This is a genomic window from Frankia sp. CcWB2 (assembly GCF_977927585.1).
The window spans coordinates 11,890-15,802 of record NZ_CDWRCM010000068.1 but is presented as its reverse complement, the minus strand read 5'-3'; the positions used below and the strand labels follow the sequence as shown (position 1 = coordinate 15,802).

The window sequence follows — 3,913 nt, the reverse complement described above, 5'->3', positions numbered from 1 at the left end:
CCGGTGCAGCGGCCCCACCCGCCGATCGTGATCGGTGGTGGCGGGCGCCGGCTGCTGACCCTCGCCGCCCGCGAGGCCGACATCATCGGGCTGAACATGAACATGGTCGGCGGAGTGATCGATGCCTCGCTCGGCGCCAACGCGACGACGGCGGCGACCGAGGAGAAGGTCCGCTGGATCCGGGAGGCCGCCGGCGCCCGTTGGGACGATCTCACCCTTCAGGTCCGTATCCACCTCGTCGTCGTCACCGACAACCGCACCCAGGTTGCCGAGCAGCTGGCCGCCGGGTTCGGGCTCACCTCCGAACAGGCGCTCGCGACCCCGCACGCGCTGTGCGGGTCGGTCGACGAGATCGTCGACGACCTCGTCGAGCGCCGCGAGCGCTTCGGCCTCAGCACGATCGGGGTCTCCCTGGACGCGTTGACCGCCATGGCGCCGGTCGTCGAACGCCTCGCCGGCACCTGAGCGGTCCGCCGCCCTCCCCCTTAGCCCTTCCCTGGAGTCGTCGTCCTCCGTCCCGTCCCTGTCGAGGAGCCATCGTTGGTCACGCACATGAAGTGGTGGGGCTGGGGCAAGGAGAGTGTCTCCTTCAGCCACAGTGACAAGCCCGACCTCGCGCCGTTCATCCGCACGCACATCGGGCTCGACATCACCCACCCGCCAGCCCAGCCACCGGCCTTCGCGGACCTGACGATCGCGGACCCCGTGCTGCCGGAGTCGCTGCGCGCCGCGCTCGTCGACGCCGCCGGTGCGGAGCACGTCACCACCGACGCACAGGCGCGGGTCGTGCACGCCTACGGCAAGAGCCTGCGAGACCTCATCCGGGTTCGTAACCACGACCTCGGCCGGCTGCCCGACGTCGTCGTCTACCCGGGAGACGAGGGGGCGGTCCGGGCGGTGCTGGCCGCGGCGCTGGCCTCGGACGCGGTCGTCATCCCGTTCGGCGGCGGCACCAACATCTCCGGCAGTCTCGAGGCGCCGCGCGCTGAGACCCGCCCGGTGATCTCCGTTGACCTCGGCCGGCTCGACCGGGTGCTGGAGATCGACGCCGACGCCCGCCTCGCCCGCATCCAGGCCGGCGCCCTCGGCCCGGACCTGGAGGAGCAGCTGGCCGCGCAGGGCTGGACGCTCGGCCACTTCCCGGACAGCTTCGCCCACTCCACCCTCGGCGGCTGGATCGCCACCCGCTCGTCGGGCATGCAGTCCGACAAGTACGGCGATATCGCGGAGATCACCAGGGCGGTGCGGGTGGTGACCCCTGCCGGGGTACTCGTCACCCGGCCCGTGCCCAGCCAGTCGACCGGCCCGAGCGTGCGGGAGATGATCCTCGGCAGCGAGGGGCGGCTCGGGATCATCACCGAGGCCACCGTGCAGGTGCACCGGGTGCCCGAGCAGCGCGTGATCCTCGGCTACTTCTTCCCGACCTGGGACGCGGCACTGCTGGCCATGCGGGAGATCGCCGCGAGCGAGGCCGCGCCGACGGTTACCCGGGTCTCCGACGCCAACGAGACGCGGTTCTCCTTCGCCACCCGCAAGCGCGGCTCCCTGGCCTCGAGTCTCGTCTCGGCCGGTATGAAGCAGTACCTGCGCCGGGTCCGCAGGTACGATCTCGATCAGATGTGCCTGTCGTTCATTGGCTTCGAGGGTTCACCCGCGCACGTCAAGGCCCAGCGCAAGCTGGTCGGGGCGATCGTCGCGCGCCGGGGCGGGATCTGTGTCGGCACCGGCCCGGGGCAGCTCTACGACCAGAAGAAGTTCGACACCCCGTACATCCGGGACTTCCTGCTCGGCCAGGGCGCGATGGCCGACGTGTCGGAGACGTCGACGTCCTGGTCGCAGCTCGGCCCGCTGTACCGGGGGGTGGTCGCACGGGCGAACAAGGCGTTCGCCGAGATCGGCGTGACCGGTTGGATCATGTGCCACCTGTCGCACTCGTACCACTCCGGGGCCTGCCTGTACTTCACGTTCGCCTACGCCTCCCCGGTGACGCTGGAGGCGATCGGCGGGTACGACACGGTGAAGTCCGCGATCCAGCAGGGCTTCATCGAGCATGCCGGCACCCTGTCCCACCACCACGCGGTCGGTGTCGAGCATGCGCGCTGGCTCGCCGACGACATCTCACCAGCCGGCGTGTGCCTGCTCACGGCGCTGTTCGACGGCATCGACCCGGGCCGCAACCTCAACCCCGGCAAGATCGTCCCAGGGGTGGGCGCCGCCCCGGGCCCGGCAGCTACGGCGGGACCGGCAGCTACGGCGGGCCCGGATTCGGTGAGCACGGCCGGGTCCGATCCGCGCTGAGATGCGCACGATCCTCGTCATTGGCATCGGTGCCGGCGACCCCGACCAGCTGACGATCCAGGCCGTCAAGGCGCTGAACCGGGCCGACGTCTTCTTCGTCCTGGACAAGGGGGCGGCGAAGGAGGACCTGGTCCGGCTGCGGCGGGAGATCCTCGACCGGCACGTCGAGGGGAACGGCTACCGGATCGTCGAGGCCCGTGACCCGAGCCGCGACCGGTCCCCGACGGACTACACTGCCGCCGTCGAGGACTGGCATTCCCGCCGGGCCGCGCTGTACGAGCGGATGATGCTTGACGAGCTGGGCGAGGACGGCTGCGGGGCGTTCCTGGTCTGGGGTGATCCGTCGCTGTATGACAGCACGCTGCGCATCATCGACCGGATCGTGGCGCGGGGCGTGGTGCGGTTCGACTACGAGGTGATCCCGGGGATCACCAGCGTGCAGGCGCTCGCCGCCAGCCACCGGCTGATCCTGAACCGGATCGGCGGCCCGGTCGAGATCACGACCGGTCGCCGGCTCGCCGCCGGATTCCCGCCGGGGGTCGACGACGTCGTCGTCATGCTCGATGCCGAGAATACCTTCCTGGCCCTGCCTGCCGACGACGTCGACATCTACTGGGGCGCCTACCTCGGCACCCCGGACGAGGTCCTGCTGCACGGTCCGGTCGCCGAGGTCGGCGGACTGATCGAGCGGACCCGCGCCGAGGCCCGCGAGCGTAAAGGCTGGATCATGGATACCTACCTGCTCCGCCGCCGTCCTGCCGTCTGACCTGTTCTGACTTGCTCTTGCTCTTGTCTTTCCAGAGGGATAAATCGGACACGAAAGGCTCTGGAAAGGCAAGGAGGGCGAGGAGGAAAGGTGATAGCGGCTTCTCGTCAATCTGAAGACCGGGCCGCCGACCAGGGCGGAGACGTCCGTCAGAAGTCCAGCCGGTAGAAGGCCGCCATCCGTCGCAGGGCGGGGGCCAGCGTCGCCACCGCGGCCATCACACGATAGCCCGCCGGCAGCGTCCCGGACCGGTCAAGGTCGAAAGCGCTCATGGCGGTCACGCACCGCAGGCGGGGGTCGATCGCCTCAAGTTCCGCGCAGCTGTCGATGCCCCAGGAGACGGTCGCCCCGGCGGCCTGGATCGCCTTGTTGAACCGCTGTATCCGGATACCGCGTCTGCTGAGGGCGTCGAAGACCAACTGGCCGCCGGGGGAGTGTTGGACGATCCGGCGGAGGACCGCCGTGCCTTCGTCCTCGCGGAGGTACATGGTCAGGCCTTCGGCGACCATCAGCACGGGAAGATCACTCGGTATCTGCGCCAGCCAGGACGGGTCGGTCACGGACGAGCCGAGCAGCGTGTAACCCTGACGCGGTGGGTACAGCTGCCGGCGTAGATCCATCACATCGGGGTAGTCCACGTCGAACCAGCGCACGCCGGGGCCGGGGTCGAGGCGGTAGGCGCGGGCGTCCAGGCCGCAGCCCAGGTGCAGCACGGTGGCTTTCGGATGCGTGGTGAGGAACTCGCGGGTCCACTCGTCGAAGTGCCTGGCCCTGAGCGCGACGAGGGCGTGTTCGCTGCGGCGCAGACCGGTTCTGGTGAAGTCAAAGTCGATCTTTTTGACGGCGTCC

The 3,913-nt window shown here is 69.8% G+C and carries 4 protein-coding genes; 3 read left to right on the top strand and 1 reads right to left on the bottom strand.

What is annotated here, in order from left to right; translation table 11 throughout:
• The 3 genes from ACY45C_RS09590 to cobF form a co-directional block, all read left to right on the top strand.
• Positions 1-465 (top strand): LLM class oxidoreductase (locus ACY45C_RS09590; protein ID WP_462187275.1); only part of this gene is annotated, 465 nt, incomplete at its 5' end.
• Between the two features lie 75 nt (positions 466-540).
• Positions 541-2,298 carry an FAD-binding oxidoreductase gene (locus ACY45C_RS09585; protein ID WP_462187273.1) on the top strand — a complete coding sequence of 586 codons (1,758 nt, stop codon included), beginning with the start codon at positions 541-543 and terminating at the stop codon, positions 2,296-2,298.
• Between the two features lies 1 nt (position 2,299).
• The gene (cobF, locus tag ACY45C_RS09580; protein ID WP_462187272.1) at positions 2,300-3,064 is read left to right on the top strand and encodes a precorrin-6A synthase (deacetylating); all 765 of its coding nucleotides are present in this window, start codon (positions 2,300-2,302) and stop codon (positions 3,062-3,064) included.
• Between the two features lie 149 nt (positions 3,065-3,213).
• Here the strand turns inward: cobF and ACY45C_RS09575 are convergent.
• On the bottom strand, positions 3,214-3,913 hold a 700-nt coding region (locus tag ACY45C_RS09575), incomplete at its 5' end, for a class I SAM-dependent methyltransferase (RefSeq protein ID WP_462187271.1).

Bases quoted from the DNA above. Each gene is read 5' to 3' on its own strand.
- cobF (WP_462187272.1), top strand. From the start codon at position 2,300: ATGCGCACGATCCTCGTCATTGGCATCGGTGCCGGCGACCCCGACCAG.